Source organism: Ruminococcus sp. (assembly GCF_019423705.1).
Taxonomy (GTDB): domain Bacteria; phylum Bacillota; class Clostridia; order Oscillospirales; family Ruminococcaceae; genus Hominimerdicola.
Genome location: NZ_JAHZAX010000001.1, coordinates 262,825 through 283,790 on the forward strand (window position 1 = coordinate 262,825; position 20,966 = coordinate 283,790).

Genomic DNA, 20,966 nt, shown 5'->3' on the forward strand with positions numbered 1-20,966 from the left:
GATAGAATGGACTTAGTTTACTTCGTATTGACTATTGTGTTACTGATCGTTCTTAATGAACTGATAAAGAACATAAAAAATAACCGCCCCTAAGCCAAAAGATGCGGTTATTTTTATAACTATTGTTTTCTAGAGGCCAACCGTCTATACGATCTGCCTTTTCCACTCTTATTATACATCATAAAAAAAAGCGTGTCAAGTGGTTGACACGCTTTTTTTATTTTACTGTTTCTTTCCGAACGAGAAGCCTGCTTTGCGCTGCTTCTTTCCGCCTATGGACATTGTGAAGATGCGGTCGCTCATAAATACTTTCAGTGCGATGGTCATACAGATTACGAGGAGGATAAGCTGATAGATAAGTCCGCCCAGATAGAGTGGGTAATTGCCGAACATTACGTTCTCGCTTGCCATAAATGTATGGGTGAACGGGATAGCGTAAACGAGATATCTGAGGACAGGTGAGACTGTTTTGATGTCAACTACCATTGAAAGCATATATGGTATCATCGCTGCAAGGGTGATGGGCAGGAGGAGAGTCTGTGCGGACTTTGCGTCCTTTGCCAATGCGCCAAGCACAAGTGAGATAGACAGGGCGATGAGGATCGACAGGAACATCTGGATACCAACAAGGACGTACTGGCCGATGTTCATTGTGAGACCGAGATTTTGCATTGCGTTTTCGTATACTGAGGTGTCTGCGCTGATGCCTGCGGTCAGGCTGCCTGTCATTTTGCTCATTCCGAACATATAAACTATTGCTTGGAGAGCTGCAACAACGCCTGCGGCAAGCATTTTCGAGGTGAGGACGGAAAGTCTTGAAACAGGTGCGGAAAGCAGGGTCTCAAGGGTCTTGTCGATCTTCTCGGTGGAGATCGCACTTAGTATCATCTGTGATGAGAACATTATAAGAACGAACATTATAATAGGTACGACCATACTTTGAGCAGAACAGAGGGAGAGGAGCATTGAGCTGCTGACGTTGTCGGACTTATTGCCTATTACTGTGGTCTCGTCAAGTTCGATAGGGTCTTCAAGCTGCGTGATCTGATCGGCGGAGATATCGATAGTCTGATAGATCGTTGACTTAACGGCCTGCTCGATAACAGCGAGGGCTGTGGCTGAGCCTGTGTTCAGATTTGACATTGCGGCAAGGGAGGTCATACGCTGAACGAACTGGACTTTTGCTTTTTCGTTGGCTGTGACCTGATCTGTAAAGCCCTGTGGGATTATTACGACGCTGTTCTCGTCAAGCTTTTTGAGCTCTTCGGAATAGTTATCGGAATTTATCTCCACGAGGCGAACTTCGCCGCCTTGTTCCTTGACTGTGGCTTTAAGGGCGGATATCACGTTCTTTGTGAACTCTGTGTTATCCTTATCGCAGATAGTGATATCGGCGGCGGTCTCGCTATTTTCGCTCATTGCGCCGGACATTGCTTGGCCTGCTGCCACAAGGACGATAACGGAGATGACCATAGTCATAATGGTTTGTAGGCTGAGCATTTCTTTAAGTTCTTTTCTGAAAAGGTTATAGAATTTCACGGTCAATCACCACCCTTTCAAAAACTTCTTCAAGGTTTGCTGCGCCGTACTTTTGGACGAGCTCTGACGGCTTGCCTATCTCTAGGAGATTGCCCTTTGCGATAATGCCCACACGGTCGGAGACGTACTCGATCTCCAGCATATTGTGGGAAGAGAGCAGGAAGCTCATACCCTCGGCGGCGAGTTTTTTTATCATACGTCTTATTTCGAGGGCGTTTATGATATCAAGTCCTGAGGTAGGCTCATCGAGGATAGCAAGAGCAGGCTTTGGCATAATTGCTCTTGCCAAAAGGAGCTTACGGGTCATACCTCTTGAATAGTTTGCGATCTTATCGTTAAGTCTGTCGCCAAGCTCGCAGATCTCGCTGCCACGCTTTACGAACTCATAAGCCTGCTGACCGTTATCTGCGTATATAGTCGCCATAAACTCGAGGTATGCTCTGCCCGTCATATTTTTATAAGCGCCTGCTTCGTCGGGCAGGTAGGTGATATTTTTTCTGACGAGGTCGGGCTCTGTGAGGATACTATGGCCTGCGACGATAGCGTCGCCCTCGGTGGCCTGCAAAAGTGTTGATATCATACGGATAGTTGTGGTCTTTCCGGCGCCGTTTGGGCCGATAAGGGCGAATATCTCGCCTTTTCCCACGTCAAAAGTGACGTTATGGGAGGCATAGACGCCTTTTTTATACTGTTTGGAAAGCCCTTTTACTTGTAAAACAGTTTCCATTACTGATTTATCCCCCATTCTTTGTTTCTTATTACACATTTATGAATATTTTAAGTATATCACAATGCTCCAATGGTGTCAATTGACAATTGTCATATGACATTCGTCAGCGTTTTTATGACTTTCAAATATTCGCAAGGTAAATGTAGCTTACTAAGAGTATAGCACGGCGGAGTTCTTTTGTCAACTGTTTTTGCAGACTTTTTTCAGAATAGATACGCTGTTTTTCTTATATTTACGTTTTCTCTGCGTAAAAATCGTTTACATTGTTTTTTTGAACGATCAACATTACATTATGATTACAAATCAAGTCACAATTCGTACACGGGTGCGGTTTTGGAGTACATTTTTTTGGATAATGGGCTGTAATAATATGATTACATTTCGGTTACAAAGCTGGGTAAAAAAACGGACGATTGTTGAAAACTTTTCGATTTTCAACTTCTAAGTTATGATTTGGGGCGAGTTTTTAACATTTTCAACAGAGTTTTCAACACTTTTAAAAGTTATCAACCATAGTTTTCAACTGTCCAAAAATGTTCTTGTTACCGATTTTTAATCATTTGTAATTTATTCATTTTTGAGACTTATTTGGTTGCTTTGGGGTAAATGGTACGATTATATTTTTGCTTTTTGGCTTTTTCACCAATTGGGCGGTTGAAAGTTTGTGAATAATTTATTACATAATATGGTTCTTTAATGTTTACAAAATAGGTTAAATGTGATAAACTATTATTTGTGGGTTTATGTGTTTTATAAATAGTATTATAAAAGGAGAAAAATTATGGAATTAGGAAAGTCTTTTAAAAAGGCGGCTGCTGTTCTTCTTACTTCAGTCACCCTTTTATCCGCTGCGGCTGCTTTGCCTATCAGCGGTAATGACACGCTTCTCTCCTCTACTGCCATAACAGTCGAGGCTGCCAGCGTTGGAAAGGTTTCGGGGCTCACCTCTAAGACCCTCAGCAACAGTCAGATCAAGCTCAGCTGGAAGAAGGTCAGCGGTGCTTCGGGTTACTCAGTTTGTATGCGCAAAAATGGTCAATACCCTCAGATCGCTGATGTCAAGGGCGGTTCGGCCCTTACTTACACAGTTAGCGGTCTGCCAAACGCCACCCGTGAGAATTTCAAGGTGCGTGCTTACAAGACTGTTAACGGCAAAAAGGTTTATGGCGCTTACTCCGGCAACTGGAACACGGCGACCAACCCACAGGCTGCAAAAGGGCTCAAGGTAAAGTCAACATCTTACAATAGCGTTACTCTCAGCTGGACAAAGATCGGCTGCACAAATTACAGAGTATTCCAGCTCAAGAGCGGTGAATGGAAGGAAGTCGGCAAGACGACCTCCACAAGTTACACGGTCAAGAACCTTAGCCAGAAGACGACTTACAAATTCAAGATAAGAGCCTGCAAGGCTGATGACAAGGGCGCTAATCATTACGGCAAATACTCTTCTGAGGTATCGGCAAAGACCACGAAAGCCCCTGCAAATCTGACCCCTGTTCAGAAGCACGGACAGCTTTCCGTCAAGGGTGCGAACATTGTTGACAAGGACGGCAACAAGTTCAAGATCAAGGGAATGTCAACTCACGGCATTATGTGGGAAGATTTTTCAGATATCCTCACAAAGGATTCTTTGAAGGTGCTGAGAGACGACTGGAAGTGCAACACTATCAGAATTGCGATGTACACATATGAATGGGGCGGTTACTGCACAGAGAACGGCAAGTATCAATCTCAGGCAAAGCAGAAGGTCAAGACTGGTGTTGAGAACGCAAAGAGCCTTGGAATGTACGCTATCATCGACTGGCACGTTCTTAATGACAAAGACCCGAACACATACAAGACTGAGGCTGTCAAGTTCTTTACTGAAATGGCAAAGACATACAAAGATTACGACAACGTAATGTACGAGATCTGCAACGAGCCAAATGGCGGAATAACTTGGACAGGCGGAATAAAGAGTTATTGTCAGAGCGTTGTGAACGCTATCAGAAAGTATGACAAGGACGCTATCATAATCTGCGGCACAGGCAATTGGAGCCAAGACATCGATCAAGTTCTCGGCAACAAACTTTCTGACAAAAACTGCGTATATGCGCTGCATTTCTATGCAAACACCCATACAGACTGGCTGAGAAACAGGCTCAAGACCTGTTATAACAAGGGCTTGCCTGTACTTGTATCAGAGTTCGGCACTTGTGACGCAAGCGGCAACGGCGGATACAATGCATATCAGTCGAAACTTTGGCTGCAGCTTCTTGACTCGCTGAATGTTGGTTACATAAACTGGTCAGCCTGCGCAAAGAGCGAGACGGCTTCCGCATTTGTCAGCGGCACGAACCTCAAGAAGATACCAAGCGGCACGTCAAAGCTCACACAGAGCGGCAAATTTGTCCGTGACTGGTACAGGAACCATTAAAAGCATTTTGTAGATAAAAAAAGACAGACCCATCGTTTTTACGATGGGTCTGTCTTTTTTATTCGCTTAGATCTGGACTAAGAAACGAGGCCGGTGTCCTCGTCTACGATTCCATTGTCTTGGGTTAGGTTGAAAATACACCATTTTCCGCTGCATTTGCCTACATAGATGTAAAGCTTTGCGTCCTCTGAGCCCTTTGAGCCTTTGAAGGTCACGTTGGTAACGACTTCGTATGCTTCTGATATGCTGGGGGCGGAGCCGTAAAAGCTCTTGTATTCGCTTAGACCATACTCCGATTTGTCAAGCTTTGTCTCACGGCCGAAGCTTACGTCGATGGTGTAATCTGCGCCGTAGCTGTCGATAAAGTCGCCGTAAAGGACTTCTTTCATTACCTGCTCTTTGCCATAGCCGCCTTCGGTGCGCTGCTGCTCGTATTCGTTTTTCATCTCTTTCGGGAAGCACTCGATAAAGCTGTCAAAGTCGCTGGTCTCGATGGACTTGAAGTATTTTTCGATGACGTCCGTCTCGGTGGAGCTGAATATTACGCCGCTTTTGTAAAGCACCGCAACGATCACGCCGATGACTACAACTGCCACGATGGCAAGGGTCTTTTTGCCTGCGTTGGGGTCATAATGGCGCTTTATTTCCGTCTCGGCTTTTTCCTTTTTCCACTCCGCATAGAGGGCTTTGTCCTCTTCGGTCTGGAAGCGTTCCGGCTTTGTGGGCTTTTTGTATTTATCGGCGGCGTGGGTCTTGACGTTTGGGTCGCCGTATCCGCATTTATCGCAATAATCGCCGTCGTAATAATTACCGCAAGACTTACATAATTTTGACATATATTATACCTCGTGATCGTCTGTTTTTTGTTATTATACCTATTATAACACTTAGTCTGCAACAAAAGTGGGAAATTAACTACATACAAAAACAGTACATTTTCGTCCTTGAAGTTCCATTTGTTTCAGGCTTTTTATTCAATCTCTATTATAATACTATTCCTATATTTTTGTCAAGATTGGGCAATAGCCACACACCGCATTTTTTCTTTTATTTTTTTCACCACAAGAAAAGCTGCCCCAGATAAGTCTGGGACAGCTTTTCCCTGAAGTAAAAGAATATGAAAAAATATGAAGAAAGCTTAATTGATAGGTTTAGAAACCATAATTGTAATTGTAGCCGCCTAAACCGTTGCCGTTGCCATAGTTGTTGTAATAATCATTGTAGTTATTGTAATCATTCTGCTGGTCATTCTGAGTGTCGTCATTTGTTTCTGAGGACTCTGCTGTGGATTCGCCGAGGACTACGTCTACATTTATCATCTTCTTGTTACGATATACAGTGAGCTGTACTGTGTCACCTACTTGGCACTTGTTTTTGATCTCGTTGAGCTCGCTGATAGAGGAGATAACAGTTCCGTTGATACCGATGATGATATCATTTTCCTGTATGCCTGCCTTTTCAGAGCCGCTGCCCTCAGTTACGCTCTTTACAAGGAAGCCCTGTGGTACGCCATAATATGATGAATATGCGCTTGTGATATCTGTGCCGGAAAGTCCGAGGCTTGGTCTGCCTGTTACATATCCGTTCTTCATAAGGTCTTCAATGATAGGAAGAGCTTCGTCGATCGGGATAGCAAAGCCGAGACCTTCGCCAACTGATGATGATACCTTTGCGGAAGTAATGCCTATTACCTGACCGTATGCGTTGATGAGCGGACCGCCTGAGTTACCGCTGTTGATAGAAGCGTCAGTCTGAATGAGGTTCATCGTTCTGTCCTCGACTGTCAAAGTTCTGTCTGTTGCGGAGATTATTCCTGCTGTTACGGAGTTCGCAAGGGAGAAGCCGAGCGGATTACCGATCACGATAGAAGCTTCGCCGACTTGAAGATCGGCCGATGTGCCGAACTCTGCGGCGGTAAGACCTGTGGCGTCTATTTTAAGAACTGCGATATCGCTCTGTGTGTCCTTGCCGACAAGTGTTGCTGTATAAGTAAGGTTGTCCTCGCTGTCGGAGCTGTCTGTGCTGTCGTCAGATTTCTTTGAATCTGAGCTGTCGCTTGTATCTGTGCCGTTATAGCTGTCTGGCAAAACGACTGAGATAGATTTTGCGCCGTCAACAACGTGTGCATTCGTTACGATGTAGCCGTCCTCGCTCATTATAATGCCTGAACCTGTGGCTGTACCGTTTGAAAGTATGCAGGAGATCCCGACAACGGAAGGCGATACTTTCTTAACGATATCAGGAATTGACATTGCGTCGGAAGGCGTTGAGAGCTGTTCGATAGTCGGCAGATTTGTGCGGTCTACTGTGCTCTTTGTTTTTGTATCGGAAGAATCCTTTGAAGTTACTGTGCTTGAAGATGTTGTGCCAACGCTTTTGCCTGTTACAAGATTGTAGCCGACGATAGATGTTGTGCCGATAGCACCCACGCAAAGAACTGCGATCACGCCTGTGAGAATTTTCTTGCCCTTTGATCTCTTTTTGTTAGGGGTGTAGGTGAATTCGTTTTTGTCACCCTGATTATATGTGTTAAATCCGTTATTGTTGTTCATTCCGTTCTGGGAGAAGTTCCCGTCGAAATTGTTGGAGTTGAAGCCGTTGTTATTGTTGTTGAATTCATTCATAATGAAAACCTCCTGTATAGTAAGCGGCAATATATTATATAATGTAATAAGTATTATATTTTATAACGTGCCGCTGTTGATCTTATTAGGCGCTTCCGACTGTTTTTTATCAGAAGGCTCTTTCGTTTTGCTATAATTATATTATACCTGCCTATGTGATAACTATATGATAGTTCGGACAAGTTTTAATGTATTTTCGCTGATAATGGCGTTTCTATGTGTGTTTTTTAGGTGTCAGAGGGTGATTTTTGGCAGCTGAGGGACGATTTTTATGGTGTGAGGGCTTGATTTTATGCGTCGGTGATGTTTCAATGGGGTTGGCGGAGCTGACTGAAAATGAGCGAATCTTGCATTAAAATTATCGGGTAAAAGTGCACAAATGAGTTTTTCGTGACCGTTTGTGAATGTTTGGAAGTTAACGTTTTCCGCTTTTCGATATTTTCGGATATTCTATACTTCTGCGGTTCAGTTTTGCATATTTTTAATAAATAAAACAAATTGTTTTTGTTGTATTTCAATAGAAATAGGGTCGCAAATTTAAAACGAAATGAAAAATTTTTATGAATTACAAACGCAAATCCTTAAAGTCACGTGGTTTTCAACTTTTTTTGACAAGTTTTATTGCGAAATGCACAAAAAACAAGAAAAGGCTTTGTTTAAGGTGACTAAATCATTTTCAGAGCCCGATTTTCGGGTTACTTAAACGTTTAATCTGCCTTGACAAAGCACACATAAATTGTTATAATTAAGATTAGCTAAATAAGCCCTTTTCAGCATTTTTCATAAATTTGTGGGCTGTTTTGCATAATTTATTACCCCGATTTTGAACATTTTGTACAATAAATACAAGATGTTGTGGTTCTTGCGTGCTCAAGACACGATATGTGAATAATGCACAAAATATTTTACTAAAGTTTGAGTATAATTCATACGTCAAATTCACCAATGGTGAGGTAAAATTGGACCAGCCAAAAAGATCGGAGAGGATAAAATCGTAAGGTCGTATGTTTATGTTAGGAGTTGAGGCGGTATGGAAACAATTCTTTCAACAAATGGTCTGTGCCGTGATTTCAAGATCGGCGACGGAAGCATTGTTCACGCCCTTAGAGATATAAACATCGAGATCGAAAAGGGAAAGCTTACTATTCTAAGGGGACGTTCCGGAAGCGGCAAGACTACGCTTATAAACATTCTCGGGGCGCTGGATAAGCCGACGAAAGGTTCGGTAGAGTTTGGCGGACGTGATATCACAAAGCTGTCGGAACGGGTGAGAGATGATATAAGGCGCTATCAAATGGCATTCGTTTTTCAGTCGGTGGCGCTGATGTCGGGAATGACCGCTTATGAGAACGTGGATTTCGGGCTGCGGCTTGCGAAATATCCTTATGAGGAGAGAGATAAGCGCACAAGGGAATGTCTTAAAAATGTGGGGCTTGAAAAGCGAATGTTCCATAGGCCGGGCGAGATGTCGGGCGGTGAGCAGCAGCGTGTGGCTATTGCAAGGGCGATCGCACACAAGCCTGATATCATTTTTGCGGACGAGCCTACTGCCGAACTTGATACGGCGACTGCGCTTCACATTGTAAAGCTTTTCAAAGAGCTGGTGGCGAGGGATCAGATGACTATTATAATGACCACCCACGACCCCAGTATGATAGATATAGCCGATAAGGTTTATACATTGGAGGATGGTGAGATAGTTGAGTGAAGAACTTGAATCTATTGTAACCGCTGACAATGATAAATATATGATACGGTGTGAAAACCTGGTGAAGATTTACAAAACTTCTGAAGTTGAAGTAGTGGCGCTTCAAGGGCTTGACCTCGATGTTGAGAGGGGCGAGCTTATGGCCATCGTCGGAAACTCGGGAAGCGGTAAATCTACGCTGCTCAATATGCTGGGAGGACTTGATAAGCCCTCGGCAGGAAGCCTTTATGTGGACGGGAAAAATCTTCTTAAGTTCACGGACAAGGATTATATGGAGTATAAAAGGAACACCGTTGGATTTGTCTGGCAGAATAATGCACGAAATCTTGTGCCTTATCTGACGGCGGTGCAGAACGTTGAGCTGCCTATGTTGCTTAACGGGGCGCATAAAAGGCGGCAGAAAGCCTTGGAGCTGCTTGACAGAGTGGGGCTGCTGAAACGAAAGAACAGCAGGCTTGATCAGATGTCGGGCGGTGAACAGCAAAGGGTAGCGATAGCGATAGCGTTGGCGAACGACCCGAGACTGCTGCTGGCTGACGAACCTACCGGTTCGGTGGACACAAAAACTTCCAATATGATACTTGATATTTTCAAGGAGCTAAACAGAGATAAAAGAATCACTGTTGTGATCGTTACTCACGATCTAAAGCTTGCCGACCACATCGACAGAGTGGTGGCTATCAGAGACGGAAGAACGAGCTCGGAGATCGTGAGGAAGCGGTCTTATGTTGAAGAGCTCAACGAAATGGGAGATATCGTTTTGGTGGAAAACGCCGAGGAGGCTTCTCACGAAGAACTCATCGTGCTGGATCGCTCAGGACGGCTCCAGCTCCCGAAAGATTTTATGGACGCACTTGAACTCAAGGGCGGAGATAAGGTCAAGGTCGAGCTTGATGATGACAGTAACAAATTGAAGCTGTTTAAGTCAAGTTAAACCAGAAGGCGATACTGCACAAAGACCGCCTAGCGGCTTTGCACGCAATCTGCTTGCAGATTTTCCGCCATATAGCACATAGATCCCTTGACATACGACAGTATGCCTTCGGAATTTCTGCACTATCTGACGAAAAATCAGACGGCGCATCTTACGCACAATCTTTGCGCAGCATCGCCTTGCATTTCTTTATTTTTCCCCGTGTGGGTTCAATATTCAGAGGTTCTATACTATTATAATTTAAGCAATTAAAGCAATGAATTTATGTAGGCTTGATTCTCGCAAAACCAAAAGCAAATTATTTAGAAAGGTGGATTCATAGTGAAAGACACAATGTTTAGGCGTGTTATTTCTTCCGCATTGGCACTTGCTTTGTGCGCAAGCGCTGCTGTTCCTGCGTTCGCAGACAGCGAAGCGGCGGACGATAGCGCTCTAGGCACGCAGGCAACTGCTGATGATTCTGCAACAGGCGGCTCTGACGCCACTACAACGGGTACCGATTCGGTACGTCAGACTTCTTACAGCAACTACGTTAAGAAGTATGCTGACGCCGCAAGACCGGCCCAGACTGTCGAGGTTCTGGGCAAGGATTACGATCCTGCTCTGGTGGACGGCGCTCAGGTCTCCGTTACAAGTGTTGACGGAAAAAACGATGTTATGCAATGGGCTAATCAGGAGGGTTCAGTTTCTTGGAAGGTGAACATCCCTGAGACAGGCGTTTATAACATCAGAATGGTCTATGAAGCTCTTGAGAGCAACACCAACGATGTTGAATTCTCATTGCTCATCGACGGTGAGAGCCCTTATGCGACTGCTTCAAGAATCACACTCAACAAAAGATGGATAAACGAATCCGAGATCAAACAGGATTCAAGACAGAACGATATCCGTCCGGGACAGATCTCTACCCCTTGCTGGCAGGAGACTCCGCTGGAAGATATCGACGGACTTTTCAATGAGCCTCTCGAGTTCTACATCGAGGCTGGCGAGCACACTATCACATTCGAGTCTGAAAAGGCTGAGGTAGCTATCGAAAAGTTTGAGTTCTATCAGTATGAAGCACCTGCTGCTTACACAGCTCCTTCTGACAGCGACCTTACACAGGCTCAGGGTCAGAAGATCACTCTCGAGGGTGAGACTGCTTCTTACAAGTCATCAAGAACTCTTTATCCTACATCAGACAAGAGCTCTTATCTTACATCGAGCGTAAATGGTTCAAGCCCTACAAAGACAAGATACAACACCATCGGTTCTGGAAGCTGGACACAGTCAACTCAGACCGTTACTTGGGAATTCAATGTTGAACAGGCAGGCTATTACAAGCTTGGTATCAGAGCAAGACAGGATCAGATGAGAGGTATGTATTCCAACAGACGTCTTTATGTTGACGGCGTTGTTCCTTGCCTCGAAGCTAATCAGATCAAGTTCTACTATGATACAGACTGGAGCATCACAACTCCTAAGGCTGAAAACGGCGACGATCTGTACTTCTTCCTCGACGCAGGTACACACACAGTTGCTCTTGAAGCCGTTCCTGGTGAGATAGGCGAGATAATGGGCGAGCTCGACGAGCTTGTTTACAGCATCAACAGCTATTACAGACAGATCAGACAGATCACAGGTCCTGATCCGGATGAATACAACAACTATATGATCGATACAGCTATCCCTTCGATCGTTCCTGACTTCAAGGATTACGCTCAGCAGCTGAGAGATCAGAAGGCAAAGATCGAAAAGCTTTCAAACTCCGGCGGTACTGAGGCCGAGACCCTTGAAAAGATGGCTATCGTTCTTGACAAGTGTATAAAGAAGCCTGACCTTATCCCTGAGATGATGTCACAGATCAAGGATAACATCACATCGGTTTCTTCATTCGTTAACCAGTATCGTGAGCAGCCTCTTGAAGTTGACGTTATCGAGCTGGTAACTTCCGATGAGGAATTCACTTCCTGCGATAAGTCCTTCTTTGGCTCTCTGAGCTTCGGTTTCAAGGGCTTCATCGGTTCATTCTTTGAGGATTATAACTCGCTTTCTGATGATGACGCAAGCGCTATGGAGTGCTGGGTAATGCTCGGCCGTGATAACGCTGAGGCTCTTCAGCAGCTCATTTCAAGTGAATATAACCCAACAGCTAACACTAAGATCAACCTCAAGCTCGTTCAGGGCGGTATCGTTGAGGCTACATTCGCAGGCAAGGGTCCTGACCTCGCACTCTTTATGGGCGGCGACTTCCCTATCCAGCTTGCAGCCCGTGGCGTTCTTACCGATTTGACCACATTCAGCGATTTCGACGAGGTTAAGACACGTTTTGCTGACGACGCTACTGTTCTTTATCAGTACAACGGCGGTACATACGGACTTCCTTGCGATCAGACGTTCCCAATGCTGTTCTATCGTTCAGATATTCTCAGCGAGTACGATATTGATCCTGCAACAGACCTTAACACTTGGGACGGACTTCTCAATTGTCTCCCAACACTTCAGAGAAACTACCTCGAAGTTGGTCTTATCCTCCCTGTAATGACAAGCACAGGCGGTACAACTCAGGTATCCGCTATCACAGAGCCTGGTAACACATTTGCTATGCTCCTTCTCCAGCAGGGCCTTAACTATTATAATGAAGAGCAGACAAAGACAACTTTCGATACACAGGAAGCAGTCAATGCCTTCGACACCTGGACTAAGTTCTACACAACTTACAGCTTCCAGCAGACATACGACGCATTCACACGTTTCAGAACAGGTGATATGCCGGTAGTTATCCAGAACTACACATTCTTCAACCAGCTTTCTGTTGCCGCTCCTGAGATCAAGGGCTGCTGGGGCTTCCAGCCAGTTCCCGGTACTGTTCAGGCAGACGGAACTATCAACCACGCAGCAAACTCCAACGGTTCTGGCGCTATCATCTTCACAAAGGCTGCGGATCAGGAAGGCGCTTGGGACTTCATCAAGTGGTTCACATCAACAGACGCTCAGGTCAAGTATGGTAACAACATCGAGTCTATCCTCGGTACAATGGGTAGATATGCAACAGCTAACGAAGAAGCTCTCCAGCAGCTCTCTTGGACAACTTCCGAGACTAACCTGCTCCTCGATCAGCTCGACGCACAGGTAGAGATCCCGATCATTCCTGCTTCTTACGGTGTTACAAGAAACGTTATGAACGCATTCAGATCCGTTGTAAACGACTATGAAAACGCTCGTGACACATTGTTCTGGTACAACAAGGATATCAACGACGAGATCACTCGTAAGCTTGAAGACCTTGGTCTTTACGACGAAAACTAATGAAAGGGGAGTAACTAATGGCCAAAACCAATTCTGAAACGCCTATGATAAAACAGGGCAAGTGGAAATACACTTGGCATATGATGAAGACCAACAAGGCTTGCTATGCAATGCTCCTACCTTTTATGTCTCTGTTCCTTATCTTTACGGTTGCGCCAGTCGTAATGTCGCTTCCAATAGGTTTCACAAACTTTAATATGATCGAAACTCCTAAATTTGTAGGACTTTCAAACTTCTATACGCTGTTCCTTAACGACGACGTATTCCTCATCGCAGTAAGAAACACTCTTATCTTTGCGATCTTCACAGGTCCGTTCTCTTATATCCTCAGCTTCGTTATCGCTTGGCTGATCAACGAGATGAACGCATTCCTTAAAACATTCTTTACGTTTGTTTTCTATGCACCTTCTATGACGACTTCCGTATACGTTACTTGGCAGCTCATCCTGTCAGGTGACTCCTACGGTTATCTGAACGCTGTCCTCATTGACCTTGGTATCCTCAACGAACCAGCGCAATGGCTGACAGATACAAGCTACATCCTCACAGTTGTAATCATCGTACAGTTGTGGATGTCAATGGGTGCAGGATTCCTTGCTATCCGTGCAGGCTTCCAGAACATTGATAAGTCAATGTACGAAGCCGGCGCTATCGAGGGTATCAAGAACAGATGGCAGGAGCTTTTCTACATCACGATCCCTTCAATGGGTCCACAGCTCCTCTTCGCTGCTGTTATCCAGATCTCCTCTTCATTCACAGTCGGCGTTGTTGGTCAGAACCTTGTAGGTCTTCCTTCAACAGACTATGCGGCTCATACTATTATGAACCACGCTACCGACTATGGTAACATTCGTTACGAGATGGGTTACGCTTCGGCAATATGCTTCGTGCTGTTCGCCGCTATGCTCCTTGCCAATAAGGGTATCAACTGGCTCTTAGGCAAGTATCTTGACTAAAGGAGGGGAGTATATAAAATGGCTAGAAAAAGAAAAAAGCAGCAGTCAATTGAAAAGCTGAAGGTCAAGGAGAAAAAGGCGAGAGTCAACGGTTCTCTTGGCGGAGATATAGTTATTTTCGTATTCCTCTGTCTCCTCGGTGCATTTATGGTATTCCCTCTGTATTACTCTGTGATCCAGTCGCTGAAGCCGGTTGAAGAGCTCTTCGTGTTCCCACCTAAGCTTTACGTTCTTAATCCAACATCAAATAACTTCTCTGATATGTTCAAGGTAGCTGCAAGCTCCTGGCAGGTCCCTCTGTCAAGATACATCTTCAACAGCTTCTTTATCACGATCGTTATTTGTATTTGCAACCTTTTTGTTTGCTGCTGTGCGGCATTCGTTCTTGCAAAATGTAAGTTCCCAGGCAACAAGGTCATCAACCAGATCATCGTTATTGCCCTCCTGTTCTCGTCCAACGCAACTTGGATCATGCAGTTCTTGGTAATGGCTAAGCTCCATATGATCGATACATACTGGGCACTTATCCTCCCAAGCATTTCAACTGCTATGGGACTTTATCTTATGCGTCAGAGTATGACATCTATCCACGATTCTATGGTCGAGGCGGCAAAGGTAGACGGCGCCGGCTTGTTCAGAATTTGCTGGCAGATCGTTGTTCCAAACTCAAAGCCTGCATTGATGACACTTATCATCTTCGCATTCCAAGGCGCTTGGAACATTCAGGGCGGTGCTCTGATCTACTCCGAGCAGCTCAAAACACTACCGACAGTTGTACAGCAGATCACAGCAGCAGGTCTCGCTCGTCAGGGCGTTACATTTGCAGCAGCAGTTGTACTTCTGATACCACCGCTGGTCGTATTCCTTATTGCCCAGGGTAACGTTATGGAAACTATGGCTAACTCAGGTATGAAGGATTAATAGGTACATTAATAATAGAAAAGGAAAAAGGTGATAAGTAGTGTCGAGAAATAAACTCTCTATAAAAAGAATACTCTCTGCGGCACTTGCGGCAGGCATAGCGCTGACTATGACAACGGCTGCTTTCGCAGATGAGCCTTATACAGCCTACAACTACGATTACTGGGACGATGCGATCCCTTCGCAGAGTGCTTACAGAGTCGGCAAGACTGTAACGGGTGCTGATATGGGTCTTGACAGGCTTTCCGATAAGGACGACGCTCTTTATGTGAGCGATGACGCTCCTGCAAAGCTTTCAGACGCAAAAGACCTTTATTATGATGAAGACAGCGAATCCTTCTGGGTTTGCGATTCCGGCAACAACAGAATTTTAAGACTTGACTCAGACCTCAAAGTAATAGGTTGCTTCACAGGTTTTGAGGGTCAGACAGAGATATCAGTCGGCGAGGACGGAAAGTCAACTTTCCTCAATCCTAATGGTATCTACGTTAAAAAGAGCATTTTTGACGACCAGCTCTATGTTTATATCGCTGATACAGACAATTCAAGAGCTGTTAAGTGTACAGTTGAGTCGCCAACAGAGATGAAGCTTGTGCAGGAATACACAAAGCCTGATACAGAGCTTTATGATTCCGAAACATTCAACCCTTCAAAGATCCTTGCAGATAAGGCTGAGAACATCTACGTTGTTTGTAAATCAGTCAACACAGGTTCAGTTCAGTTCAACAAGGACGGAGAGTTCCAGGGATTCTACGGTGCGAACCGAGTTGAAGTTACAGCTGCGGTAATCGCTCAGAAGCTTTGGAGAAAGATCGCTTCTAACGAGCAGATCTCAGCTATGACAAGAAACGTTCCTGTTGAGTATGCAAACTTCGATATTGATAACGATGGATTCATCTACACCGTTACTGAGGCTGCTAATACTACAACGGACGCTGTTAAAAAGTTGAACCCTGCGGGTTACAACATCTGGGATAATGCCGTAGGTGACAAGTATTCATTCGGTGATGTTTCTTCCGAATACGACTCAACAACAAACAAGACTTACAAGTGCAGACTTACGGATATTTGTATCTCTGACAACGGAATGATCAACGTTCTTGACTATGAGAACGGCAGAGTGTTCCAGTATGACAAGCTTTGTAATCTTCTTTGTATCTTCGGTACAAAGAACTCCACTTCCGACCAGGCCGGAAGCTTCCTTGGCCCTAACGCTATCGAGGCAAGAGGCACAGAGGTATATATCCTCGACGGAACAAAGAACGACATCACGATCTACACCGAGACAACTTTCGGAAGCATAGTTCACGACGCAGTTCTTCTCTATGACGAGGGTCGTTATTCCGAGGCTAGAAGCACTTGGGAAGAAGTTGTAAAGAGAGACGGCGGCTATGCAATGGCATACGTTGGTCTCGGCAAGGCTGCCCTTAACGACGGCGAGTACACAAAGGCTCTTGATTACTTCAAGACCGCTTACGATCAGGACGATTACGACAAGGCGTTCAAGTACGCAAGAGAAGAATGGCTCAGAGATAACTTCACAGCTATTATGATAGTTATTATTGTGCTCATCGTTCTCCTCATCGTGAAGGCTGTTCTCAAGAAAAAGGGCATAAAGCTGATCAAGCGCAAGAAGAAGGAGGGAGAATAATATGTATGAGTTTACTCCGGTAGGCTGGCTGAAGCATTGTATCTTCCACCCAGTCGAAGGCTTTGAGGACTTGAGATGGAAAAAGCAAGGCTCAATAAAGATCTCAATGCTGATCGTTCTCTTCCTCTTTATCGCAATGGTCGTTGACAGACAGCTCACAGGCTTCCAGTTCAACGACAGCTACGTAAAGGTATTCAACGTTGTACCGCTTATCGTGCAGTCAGTCGTTTACTTCTTCACTTGGGTAATCGGCAACTGGGCGATCTGTACGCTCCTCGATGGTGAAGGTACTCTCAAGAAGATATGCATTTATTCGGCATATGCTCTTGTCCCTTACATCGTTTGCACATTTATCGCTGTTATCTTCTCGAACGTCCTCGTTCAGGACGAGTCGATCTGGATCACAGCTATCCAGTATCTTGGTATCGGCTGGTCTGTTATCCTTATGATACAGGCTATGAGAGCCGCTCACCAGTATTCATTCGGCAAAACACTTGCTTCAATTATCGGCACGCTGATCGCAATGCTCCTTATACTGTTCCTTGCGATCCTGCTCCTTTCATTGTTCCAGCAGGTATACGTATTCGGTTACTCAGTTTATACTGAGATAATGTACAGGATCAGAGGCTAAAACAGAAACGGTGGTGTAAATAATAAATGCATAACAAAAGTTATAAGAAAGCAATTGTCTTTGCGCTTTGCCTTACAATGCTGATGCCTCTGGGTTCTATGGTGGTTTCTTCAACGGACGAAAGTTCAAGCGCTGCTGACACGAACGAGGCTGTTACAACCGCTGACGAGAGCGGCGATAAGGCTGTGGATGATTCTTCAGACGCTGACGCAGAAGATGCGGATGCAGATTCAGAGGATAAAAAGGACACGGCTTCTAAGAAGGACGATGAGGTTCAGCCTATCACAGATGAAGAAGCGTTGGCAATGTGCGAGAAGATCGCTGAAAAGGGCGACCTCCAGCTTTATCTGGATGAAGAGAACGAGAGACTTTGTCTTTACGTTAAGTCCACAGGCAAGTATTGGTGGAGCTCACCTATAAACGTTGAGGCAGATCAGACTATTATCGACTCAACAAAGGGTTCGTCAATGAAGAACGCTCAGAGAAAGCAGATCGCTTCCAGCGTTGCTATCAGAGTCGGCGACCTTAGACAGGAGAAGAGAACTGAGTCTCCTGCTCCTGTTTACTCAAACAAGGCAAGAGTAAAGTGGCAGACAGAAACAGACGGCGTTGTTGCTACATACGCTTATAGCACAGAGGGCGTTACGCTCAAGGTACATTATGTTCTTGAAGAAGACAACCTCTACATCTACTGCGACAGCGACGAGATCGAAGAGAAGAACACTTCTCAGGTAGACGGCAAGGTGCTCACAAAGCTTGAGCTCACACCGAACTTCGGTGCGGCTGATTCCGAGGCGGAAGGTTATATGATCGTTCCGGACGGAAGCGGCGCTGTTATCAACTACAACAACGGCAAGACAGATTATGCTGACTATGCTCAGCAGGTATTCGGCAGAGATTATACGGCTGTTCCTATCACAGCTCCGAGAACGACTCAGCAGGCTTATATGCCTGTACTGGCAACAGTAAGCGGTTCAGAGGGACTGGTTTGCGTGGCTTCTGACGGCGAGTCAAATGTTTACGCTCACGCACAGGTCAGCGGACAGGAAAAACAGGCTTATAACAGCTGCTACTTCGAGTTTGAAACAAGAAGCTCCGACTCATTCTTTATGAACGGTGATAACTCGAACAAGATCACAGTATTCGAGAAGAACGGTATCAAGACCGAGAGATTTGGCGTTCGTTACTACCCAGTAAGCGGCGACAACGGCGAGGATCTTAATTACGCTGACTGCGCAGCGGTTTACAGAGATTACCTTATCAATCAGAAGGGTCTCACAGCTAAGGCTGAGGCAAACAAGAATGACCTTTACGTTGACCTCTTCGGCGGCGTTATGAAGGACACTTCTATCCTTGGTATCCCATTCAACCTCAAGACTGAGATCACAGGATTTGACCAGGCTTCCGAGATCCTTGACACACTCAAGGAAAACGGCGTTGACACAGTTACAGTAAACTACAACGACTGGACAAACGATTCTATCAAGAACAAGATCTCCACAGAGGTCTCTCCTTCGGGAACGCTCGGCGGATCAAAGGATTTTGACGCTCTCCTTTCTAAGGACGAGAACATCAAGGTAGTTCCTTCGATGAACAACTTCCAGATGGACAGCGGTTCTTGGGGTTACATGACTCTCACAAGTACAGCGATCAGAGTTTCAAACGCTTACTCAAGACAGTCATCTTACAGCCCTGCGTTCGGTGTTGCTGAAAAGGGCGTTTCACCTGCTCTTCTCACTCCGAACAAGTATTCAAACGTATTCTCCGAAATGCTTGAGAGCTACACATCTGAGAATGTGTCGGCTATCGGCTTTGGCGATTATTCAACAAGACTTGTTTCCGACTATTCAAAGAAGGATCCTTCAAGCAGAAGCAAGACGATGAACACCATCGTTGACGGATATAAGGAAGCAAGCGAAAAGATCGGCACAGTTTTGGCTGACGGCGCTAACTCCTACGTTCTGCCTTATGTAACGAACGTTTCAAACGTTCCTGTTTCATCAAGCGGATTCAACGTAACAGATTATGATATCCCGTTCTATCAGATGGTAATTCACGGATATATCAATTATTCTTCAACACCTATCAATAAGAACTCAAATTCAGATGAAACATTCCTGCTTTCGCTGGCTTCGGGTTCACAGATCCATTACGATCTGACTTATGCTGATTCTGATACGCTTCAGGATACAGATTATGACGATCTGTACTACTCCAACTACGCAGGCTGGACAGGTCTTGCAGCTAATCAGTACAAGGCAGCACAGAACATTCTTTCAGCAGTTTCTGATTATACTATCACAAAGTATGAGCTCAGCGACGACAAGAACGTTCTTACAACAACTTATTCAAAGGACGGCGCTTCCGATGTCGTTATCAGCGTTGATAAGGCAAAGGGTACAGCTACCGTCGGCACAGAGGTCTATGACCTTGCAGATTGCATAGAAGGAGGTTTGGCAGAATAATGAGCGAAGAAATGAAAAACACTCCTGAAGAGATCGAAGCTGTTAAGGCGGAAGATCTTGAAAATACAGTCGAAAAGGAAGAAGAGACCGAGGCTGTTATCACAGAGGCTATGACAGAAGAGACTTCCGTTGAAGAGACTACTGTCGAGGACGCCGTTGCAGAGGCTGCTGCGGCAGCTCCTGCGATAAAGGAAAAGAAGCACAGACTTTCTTATGAGAGAAGAAAAGGCCTTTACGGCTACGGATTTATCGCTATTTGGGCGCTGGGTTCAATTTACTTCTTCATCATACCGCTTATCGAGTCGCTTATCTATTCATTCAACAATACTGAGGTAACCCAGGGCGGAATGAAGATGAAGTTCATCGGCTGGCAGAACTACATCAACGCCTTCAGAAAAGATCAGGATTACTCAAAGGCACTTGTGTCAATGATCGAGAACACAGTTCTGAGAACGCCTCTGATCCTTATATTCTCTATCTTCATTGCGGTTATCCTTAACCAGAAGTTCAGAGGAAGAACTTTCGCAAGAGCCGTATTCTTCCTTCCTGTTATCATCGCAACAGGTCCTGTTATCGACATCATCAACGGTAATATGAGCACGGGTGGTTATGCAGGCGGTTCTGAGCAGTTCAGCTCAATGTTCGAGGCTGACCTTGTTGACCAGCTCCTCAACTTCCTTGGTATCTACAACATCAGCGATAAGCTGACAGTGATCATAAGCTCGCTGACGACAGATATCCTGAACCTTGTTTGGAACTCAGGTATCCAGATCTTGCTGATACTTTCAGCACTTCAGGGCATTCCGCTTTCTGCAAAGGAAGCAGCTCAGATCGAGGGTGCAACAGCTTGGGAGTTCTTCTGGAAAGTTACGATCCCTTACATCAGCCCTATGATCCTTTCCAGCGTAGTTTATACTATCGTTGACTCATTCGTTGATCCACAGAACGAAGTAATGACGATCGTACTTAATAAGGCAAGCAACTGGGAGCACGGCTACTCAGCGGCAATGGCTTGGGCATACTTCCTTATCGTAGCGGTATTCCTTGCGATAGTTGTAGCGCTTGTTAATAAGTTCGTTTACTATGAAGTAGAATAAGGGGGG

14 protein-coding genes are annotated in these 20,966 nt (G+C 45.1%); 10 read left to right on the plus strand and 4 right to left on the minus strand.

All coding sequences use genetic code 11. The features are described 5' to 3' along the window. Positions 1-222 precede the first annotated feature (222 nt). A complete protein-coding gene (locus QZ371_RS01095; protein WP_295207831.1) occupies positions 223-1,539 on the minus strand; it encodes an ABC transporter permease in 1,317 nt (438 codons plus the stop codon). Further along, positions 1,526-2,266 (minus strand): ABC transporter ATP-binding protein, encoded by a 741-nt coding sequence (locus QZ371_RS01100; RefSeq protein ID WP_295207833.1) that lies wholly within the window; start codon positions 2,264-2,266, stop codon positions 1,526-1,528. The genes QZ371_RS01095 and QZ371_RS01100 overlap by 14 nt, the downstream gene beginning before the upstream one ends. 784 nt (positions 2,267-3,050) lie before the next feature. Here QZ371_RS01100 and QZ371_RS01105 point away from each other — a divergent pair. Beyond that, a complete protein-coding gene (locus QZ371_RS01105; RefSeq protein ID WP_295207836.1) occupies positions 3,051-4,685 on the plus strand; it encodes a cellulase family glycosylhydrolase in 1,635 nt (544 codons plus the stop codon). Between the two features lie 77 nt (positions 4,686-4,762). Here QZ371_RS01105 and QZ371_RS01110 read toward each other — a convergent pair whose 3' ends face one another. Both QZ371_RS01110 and QZ371_RS01115 read right to left on the minus strand, forming a co-directional pair. Beyond that, complete coding sequence (locus QZ371_RS01110; protein ID WP_295207839.1) at positions 4,763-5,521, minus strand: hypothetical protein; 759 nt, start codon at positions 5,519-5,521, stop codon at positions 4,763-4,765. 315 nt (positions 5,522-5,836) lie between these two features. Next, positions 5,837-7,309, minus strand: coding sequence for a trypsin-like peptidase domain-containing protein (locus QZ371_RS01115; RefSeq protein ID WP_295207842.1), 1,473 nt, complete (start codon positions 7,307-7,309; stop codon positions 5,837-5,839). A gap of 1,030 nt (positions 7,310-8,339) precedes the next feature. Between QZ371_RS01115 and QZ371_RS01120 the strand changes: the two genes are divergently transcribed. From QZ371_RS01120 to QZ371_RS01160, 9 genes are all read left to right on the plus strand, one after another. Next, the gene (locus QZ371_RS01120; protein WP_295207845.1) at positions 8,340-9,017 is read left to right on the plus strand and encodes an ABC transporter ATP-binding protein; all 678 of its coding nucleotides are present in this window, start codon (positions 8,340-8,342) and stop codon (positions 9,015-9,017) included. Between the two features lie 61 nt (positions 9,018-9,078). After that, positions 9,079-9,951 (plus strand): ATP-binding cassette domain-containing protein, encoded by an 873-nt coding sequence (locus QZ371_RS01125; protein ID WP_295207848.1) that lies wholly within the window; start codon positions 9,079-9,081, stop codon positions 9,949-9,951. Between the two features lie 321 nt (positions 9,952-10,272). Further along, positions 10,273-13,239, plus strand: coding sequence for an extracellular solute-binding protein (locus QZ371_RS01130; protein ID WP_295207851.1), 2,967 nt, complete (start codon positions 10,273-10,275; stop codon positions 13,237-13,239). Positions 13,240-13,256: 17 nt separating this feature from the next. Next, entirely contained in the window at positions 13,257-14,195 is a 939-nt protein-coding gene (locus tag QZ371_RS01135; protein ID WP_295207854.1) for a sugar ABC transporter permease, read from the plus strand. An 18-nt stretch (positions 14,196-14,213) separates the two neighbouring features. Next, positions 14,214-15,116 (plus strand): carbohydrate ABC transporter permease, encoded by a 903-nt coding sequence (locus tag QZ371_RS01140; RefSeq protein ID WP_295207857.1) that lies wholly within the window; start codon positions 14,214-14,216, stop codon positions 15,114-15,116. A 40-nt stretch (positions 15,117-15,156) separates the two neighbouring features. Further along, positions 15,157-16,767, plus strand: a complete 1,611-nt coding sequence (locus tag QZ371_RS01145; RefSeq protein ID WP_295207860.1) for a tetratricopeptide repeat protein — start codon at positions 15,157-15,159, stop codon at positions 16,765-16,767. Between the two features lies 1 nt (position 16,768). Then, a complete protein-coding gene (locus tag QZ371_RS01150) occupies positions 16,769-17,398 on the plus strand; it encodes a Yip1 family protein (protein WP_295207862.1) in 630 nt (209 codons plus the stop codon). A gap of 26 nt (positions 17,399-17,424) precedes the next feature. Continuing rightward, positions 17,425-19,863: a DUF5696 domain-containing protein gene (locus QZ371_RS01155; protein ID WP_295207864.1), complete on the plus strand. Its 2,439-nt coding sequence runs from the start codon at positions 17,425-17,427 to the stop codon at positions 19,861-19,863. After that, positions 19,863-20,960, plus strand: coding sequence for a sugar ABC transporter permease (locus tag QZ371_RS01160; protein WP_295207869.1), 1,098 nt, complete (start codon positions 19,863-19,865; stop codon positions 20,958-20,960). Before QZ371_RS01155 ends, QZ371_RS01160 begins: the two co-directional genes overlap by 1 nt. The last annotated feature ends 6 nt before the right edge of the window (positions 20,961-20,966 follow it).